The following is a 6070-nucleotide window of genomic DNA, read 5'->3' as shown; positions in this document are numbered from 1 at the left end:
AGTCCAATATTATGGGTTCAGATCATACTTCAAAAAAATGAAGTAACATGTTTTTTTAATCCACTTTGTTAAACACTGTCTTCTTATTAACTTTACCTTGACCCGCTTTAGCGATTTGGTAAGTAAAACTACGTGCTGTGAATTTTTTACTTGATGACAAAATACCATTATATTGCCATTGCGAAACTTGGTTGTTGGCCTTTTGTTGTGCCAAAGTCAAAGTACCGCCTTGAGCCTTGTAACTCCAGTTAGCATCTTTACTTTGTTTTTGATATGCACTATCAAATGCAGATTCACTCTTACCTGCATCCATTGCGATATCGCGGTTTTGGTTAACAATAACTTTTTCGCCACTCTTAGCAAAAGTAACATACAAAGCCTTGTCCCCTGAAACACTTTGATATTGATATACATGACCTGGAACGTCTTTTGAAACGGATGTACTCATATGATAGTAAAATCCACCACAAACTGCCGCAATGATTACGACAACTGCTCCAACAATGGCCCAAATTTTCTTTTTCATTTAAAATCTACTCCCTTAGAAATTATTCGTCTGAGTCATCAGTACTTTGATCGTTTGTATCTGCTTGGTTATTGTCATCATCATGTGTGTCGCTGTCTGATTTATGTTCCTTGTTGGAATCATCATCGTGATGAGTATCAGTATCTTCGCTCTCGTTATCCTCAACGTCTGCGTCATCATCAGAATCTGTATCTGAATCCTTGTCAGAATCTGTACTTTGATCATCTGCACTGGAATCGTCACTTGATTCATCGCTTGAAGTATCACTAGATTCGTCACTTGATTCATCAGCAGTTGTCATTGTGAAGTTGTACTTAACGTTATCGCCATCAAGTTCAAGATCCAAGTCGACACTATCAGCCTTCTTCAAATCTTCCATCTTACCATCAGACTTCAAATTGTCGATAATCTTATCAGCAACTTTTTCAGCGGTCTTGTCATTCATCTTGTCACCAGATATATCTACAGATTGATCACTGCTGTATGCATCTTCTGTTTTAGCATCGTCGTCTGATGAAGTTGAATCACTGTCGTCTCCGCCAAATGAAACATCATCCATTTTGTCTTGAAGATAACTCTTAACTTGATCCGTAAACTCATCTGAAGATAGAGTAGCATCTTTATCCTTATCACTCTTGTTAACTTCATCTTTTGAAGCAACATTAGTCTTATCTGGTGCTTGGTAATTAGTAGTCTTGTTTGTGAAGTTGTTGTTAACAATTGGTGACACATTGATGTTAACGTTTGTTGAGTTATCAATGTAATTGTTAATTGTTACTTTAGTAAAGGCAACGAATAATCCTGTTCCTACATAATGGTAGTCTGTTGGAACTGGCTTACCATCACGATTTAAAATCAAAACATCCCCAGCATAAATCAAATCAATATTATGAATATTGTTGTCATAAGCTAGTTTAGCAACTGAAATACCAGTTGCTGCAGAGATTCCTGATAAGGTATCTCCCCATTGAATCACATACTTATCACCCTTTAATTCTTTAGTATTGATATGTTGTGAAGCAATATTATTAGCAATTTGTGTTGGCGTATTAGCAACCCAATTAGTAATATCAGCACGGTCTGCATTTGACTGATTAGCATAAAAGCTATTAGCAAGCGTAATTGCTGGTCTGAATGTGAGCGGTCCTAAAATGGCTGCTCCCATCAAAACAGATCCTGCGATGCGTTTTTTGTTTAGCATTATTTCTCCTCCAAATTTTAAATAATCCTACACTTATCCATTTATTATAATATATTATTTCACGGGTTCTTTCAATTAAAAATTAAGTTATAAAGGCAATAGTTAGGCCCTTCTACGGACACTTATATTATATCATAAAGCGTTTACACAAACTTGGTGCATCATACTCGCTTTCATCCATAATTCTTTTCTAAAAATCTATTCACGACTCGCTTTCATCTTTTATTTCATAAATAGTTGGAGTATCATATGTTTATATTAACATATGATACATTAAACAAATAAAGGAGTTTGTTATGAATTATTGGATTTTAGCTTTAACTTTTATCAGCGTTAACTTAGATTTCTTCTTCATGTTATTGTTTCTCCTAAAAAAATATTCAGTTCCAAAGGTTATGCTGGGATATTTACTTGGAAATATCATTCTTTTAATTGCTAGTTATGTGATTGGTAAAGCTCTGGCAGCCTTCTTGCCTGAATGGATTCTAGGAATTCTTGGTTTCTTGCCAATTTATATGGCATTTCATGATGATGACGACGATGACGATGGTGCTAAAAACCATCGTTCACCCGTCTTGAGCGTATTGATTACCTATCTATCTGTTTGTGCCGGCTGTAATTTATCAATTTTCTTGCCAGTTTTAGTCGGCGAAACTTGGACAAATTTCTTAGCCACTTTGATATTCATTAGTTTCCTTACTATTTTGGTAGTACTACTAATCAAAGCTGTTGCTAATATTCCTGCAGTTTCAAGAGTTATGGAAGCACACGGCGAAAAGTTAATGAAAGTCTGTTATGTATTGATCGGACTATACGTCTTCTGGGATAGTGGCTTAATTGAACATTTAATTCATTTATTCTAAATAAAAGCTCCAGTTCATTTTCTAAGGAATGAACTGGAGCTTTTTGCTATTTAGTAATTGCTCGTAATGAAATCTCTTTTACCTTATCAAAAGGTACCTTCTTGGGGTCTAACACATTATTTCGGACTGCAATTAGATATTCCAATATTGGAGTATACGCGTATGACATGATTACTGGATAGGCTCCAGCAACAAATACACCTTCTTCAATACCGCGATTTGTTAATTGATTTAAACTTTCAAACTCTGAATAGCTTTCGTCTAAACTAATATTTAATTGTTTTAACAAAGCCGATTGATTAAATTCTCTGATGATTAACATATCATCCAAGTGATTTTTGCCATAATGATAAATTGCATCCATCAGAATTTCCAAAGCTAATTTAGGATTACCGCTTAAATCAACCGCATTGATAGCCTCAGCTAATTTAGCTTTACGGTCCAAATAAGCTTCCCGTAAAATATCATCTTTATCACTAAAATATGTGTACACCGTTCCTGATGAAACATCTGCTGACTTCGCAATTTTGCTTAAAGTTACCGCTGCGATACCTTGTTCCATCATTATCTGACACGTACTATCTAAGATGCGTTTTCGTTTATCATCATCACGACTTCTCATAACTTACTCCACTTATTTACTGAATTTTTGTAGGAATGCCCATGCTTCATTTCTTGTTTCAATTGCTTCGGGTAACTTAGGTTCCCAATTAAAGCCATGCCACATACCTTCTTTAATTATATAACCATTTGGCACATTGGCTTGTTTTAATTTATCTGTAAATCTTAGCACATTACTCAACATCATATCACGTGTACCGGTCGTCATAAATGTTGGTGGGAACCATGGACCAATTTCAGCATAAAGTGGTGAAATATCAGCTGAATGGGGATTATGTTCACCAATGTAACGTTGTGCTAATCGTAATGATAAATGAGTCGATAAGGCATCACGATGTCCATTAAATACTGCACTATCGCCATCCCCACTAATGTCTAATGCCGGGCAGAATAGAATAATTGCATTAGGCATTGGAATAGCTTTTTTATGCATTCGAACAAGAACTGAAGCTACGATTGTTGATCCGGCTGAACTACCGGTCATGTAGATTGGTTGATCAGCAAATTGTGCTCCTAACGCACTGTAAAATTTTTCAACTTCATTTAGAGCAGTTGGTGCAGCAGCTTCAGGTGCCAACGTATATTCAACAGAGTAAACTGGCAAATGCGTTTCAGCTGCTGCTAATAAACCATTTCGATCACGAGCCGTTCCCATAATAAAGCCTCCACCGTGAACATTAATGATGATTCCTTGATCTCTCTTAACATCCGCAGCTTCAATCAGTAATCCATTCGTTCCACCGAAATTAACGGGTTTTACGTTTAATTTATTCTCAGCAATAATCTGTTCTTCCATTTTATCTTCGCCATCTTGAAACTGTTGGCGCATTCTAAAAATCATCTTGTTGGTAATTGGAATGAAATTCGGTAAATCAAATCCCGTAAACTTTTCAATCATTTTTGCTGCTTCTTTTGATACTGTATTTCTTTGGTTTGTATTGAATTTAACTTTTGGCATTTTTATTTTTCCTTTCTTAACTGAACGTTCAGTTAAGAATAAGGTGTTTTGTTTTAAATGTCAATTAAAAGGTGAAAATTATTTTTGTTGGTTTAACGTTCTATTCTGAAACGCGTTCGACAACCCAACTTTCTCCGCTTAACCAAAGAATGACAATCATCCCAAAAAAACGGGATAATTGTCGTTCTTCTTGCCTTCTATTCTAAAATGCGCTCGACAACCCAACTTTCTCCGCTTAACCAAAGAACGACAACTATCCTCAAAACCAGGATAATTGTCGTTCTTCTGTTAATGCTCAAAAGCTATTCGGGTTGTCTCACGCTCTTTTTTACCACTCATATTCCACTGGGTCTTTGATGTACTTGTTATAAACATCTTGGACAATTTCCATTTGAGCGTTAGTTAGTGCTGGGACTTCAGCAGCGGAAGTGTTGCGTTCAATTTGAGTTGGGTTACTTGCACCTGGGATAACTGCTGACACGGCATCATACATTAAAATGTAGCGGAGGGCTGTATCGGCTAGGTTATCAGTACCTAAGCGTTCTTTTAATTCATCAGCAGCCTTAACACCTGTTAAGTAATCAACACCGGAGAATGTTTCACCTTTACTGAATAATTCTCCGTGACGATTATTAGCACGATGATCAGTTGGCGCGAACTTCGTATCAGCTGTGTATTTACCAGTTAACAGTCCGCTTGCTAAAGGTACACGAGCTAAAATTCCAACATTATGCTTCTTTGCTAAATCAAAGAACAAGTTAGCTGGACGTAGACGGAACATGTTGAAAATAATTTCAACAGCTGAAATGTCATAATTCAAAGCTTTGATTGCTTCTTCTACACGTTCGACACTAACTCCATAATTTTTAATCTTACCTTCTGCTTTTAGAGCATCTAATGCTTTAAAAGTTTCTGGTTGATAGTATGTTTCCATTGGTGGGCAATGTAAAAGAACTAAGTCTAATGAATCAACATGTAAGTTCTTCAAGCAATCGTCTACATATTTGCGAATATGTTCTGCATCAAAATGTTCCGTGCTAAGTGGTTCCTCTTTACGACCAATCTTAGTTGAATAATGAACATCTGGATGTTTCTTAATGAATTGACCAACTGCTTTTTCACTAGCCCCATTTTGATAAATATCAGCAGTATCAAAATAGTTTACGCCATGTTCATAAGCGGCCTCGAGGGTATCCATTGCATCCTTTTCATCAAATTCAGCACCCCATTTACCACCTAGTTGCCAAGTTCCTAATGAAACTTCACTAATCTTAAATCCTGTTTTTCCTAAAGTACGATATTCCATATTTGTTCCACTCCTTTTTTATTCAAGTATAGTGTACAACCTGGAGGCGACTTCAGGTCAAGTAATTTAATTAAATGCATATCACTTGAATCTCTGACCAATACTGACTATTATAATAAGTGAAGCGGGGGAAAGATATTCCACCACGAGGATTCGACACTTACCAAAGATAAGATTTCAGAGAGGGGATTTTGACTATGGCAAATGAAGTATCTAATCGAAATAAAGGTGAACTATGGGATCCATTCTTCGACCGCCTATCACAAAACTTTTTCAACGGATTCGATAATAATGGACTTAACTGGGGTGAAGGAACCCTAAAGACGGACGTGAGTGAATCTGATAAAGATTATCGCGTCAAAGTTGATGTTCCTGGCGTTGATAAAAAGGACGTTAAATTAAACTATCAAAATGACGTCTTAAATCTAGAAGTTAAGAAAGATAGTTTCTCAGATCATGAAGATTCTGAGCATAATGTAACCATGTCTGAACGCCATTATGGTGTAATGCGTCGCAGTTATGCTCTTCCTGATGTTGATCAAAATAACATCAGTGCTAAAGTCGATAATGAACTGACCCCCTGATATTGGACAAA

Annotated in this window: 7 protein-coding genes; 2 read left to right on the top strand and 5 right to left on the bottom strand. The window is 36.3% G+C overall.

Annotation, left to right across the window (positions count from 1 at the left end):
- Positions 1-55 precede the first annotated feature (55 nt).
- Together IV88_RS08665 and IV88_RS08660 are read right to left on the bottom strand one after the other, a co-directional pair.
- Positions 56-526: a hypothetical protein gene (locus IV88_RS08665; protein WP_057800504.1), complete on the bottom strand. Its 471-nt coding sequence runs from the start codon at positions 524-526 to the stop codon at positions 56-58.
- Between the two features lie 22 nt (positions 527-548).
- The gene (locus IV88_RS08660; RefSeq protein ID WP_057800503.1) at positions 549-1727 is read right to left on the bottom strand and encodes a LysM peptidoglycan-binding domain-containing protein; all 1179 of its coding nucleotides are present in this window, start codon (positions 1725-1727) and stop codon (positions 549-551) included.
- Between the two features lie 296 nt (positions 1728-2023).
- Between IV88_RS08660 and IV88_RS08655 the strand changes: the two genes are divergently transcribed.
- Positions 2024-2590 (top strand): cadmium resistance transporter, encoded by a 567-nt coding sequence (locus tag IV88_RS08655; protein WP_057800502.1) that lies wholly within the window; start codon positions 2024-2026, stop codon positions 2588-2590.
- A 46-nt stretch (positions 2591-2636) separates the two neighbouring features.
- Here IV88_RS08655 and IV88_RS08650 read toward each other — a convergent pair whose 3' ends face one another.
- From IV88_RS08650 to IV88_RS08640, 3 genes are all read right to left on the bottom strand, one after another.
- Positions 2637-3212, bottom strand: a complete 576-nt coding sequence (locus IV88_RS08650; RefSeq protein ID WP_057800501.1) for a TetR/AcrR family transcriptional regulator — start codon at positions 3210-3212, stop codon at positions 2637-2639.
- 12 nt (positions 3213-3224) lie between these two features.
- Positions 3225-4169, bottom strand: a complete 945-nt coding sequence (locus IV88_RS08645; protein WP_057800500.1) for an alpha/beta hydrolase fold domain-containing protein — start codon at positions 4167-4169, stop codon at positions 3225-3227.
- Positions 4170-4497: 328 nt separating this feature from the next.
- Positions 4498-5475, bottom strand: coding sequence for an aldo/keto reductase (locus IV88_RS08640; RefSeq protein WP_057800499.1), 978 nt, complete (start codon positions 5473-5475; stop codon positions 4498-4500).
- A gap of 197 nt (positions 5476-5672) precedes the next feature.
- Between IV88_RS08640 and IV88_RS08635 the strand changes: the two genes are divergently transcribed.
- Complete coding sequence (locus IV88_RS08635) at positions 5673-6059, top strand: Hsp20/alpha crystallin family protein (RefSeq protein WP_057800498.1); 387 nt, start codon at positions 5673-5675, stop codon at positions 6057-6059.
- Positions 6060-6070 lie beyond the last annotated feature (11 nt).

This window comes from Pediococcus argentinicus (assembly GCF_001437605.1).
Classification (GTDB): Bacteria; Bacillota; Bacilli; order Lactobacillales; family Lactobacillaceae; genus Pediococcus; species Pediococcus argentinicus.
The sequence above is the reverse complement of the archived record's forward strand: the minus strand, read 5'-3'. Positions and strand labels throughout refer to the sequence as shown.

Bases quoted from the DNA above. Each gene is read 5' to 3' on its own strand.
- IV88_RS08665 (WP_057800504.1), bottom strand. From the start codon at position 526: ATGAAAAAGAAAATTTGGGCCATTGTTGGAGCAGTTGTCGTAATCATT.
- IV88_RS08660 (WP_057800503.1), bottom strand. From the start codon at position 1,727: ATGCTAAACAAAAAACGCATCGCAGGATCTGTTTTGATGGGAGCAGCC.
- IV88_RS08655 (WP_057800502.1), top strand. From the start codon at position 2,024: ATGAATTATTGGATTTTAGCTTTAACTTTTATCAGCGTTAACTTAGAT.
- IV88_RS08650 (WP_057800501.1), bottom strand. From the start codon at position 3,212: ATGAGAAGTCGTGATGATGATAAACGAAAACGCATCTTAGATAGTACG.
- IV88_RS08645 (WP_057800500.1), bottom strand. From the start codon at position 4,169: ATGCCAAAAGTTAAATTCAATACAAACCAAAGAAATACAGTATCAAAA.
- IV88_RS08640 (WP_057800499.1), bottom strand. From the start codon at position 5,475: ATGGAATATCGTACTTTAGGAAAAACAGGATTTAAGATTAGTGAAGTT.
- IV88_RS08635 (WP_057800498.1), top strand. From the start codon at position 5,673: ATGGCAAATGAAGTATCTAATCGAAATAAAGGTGAACTATGGGATCCA.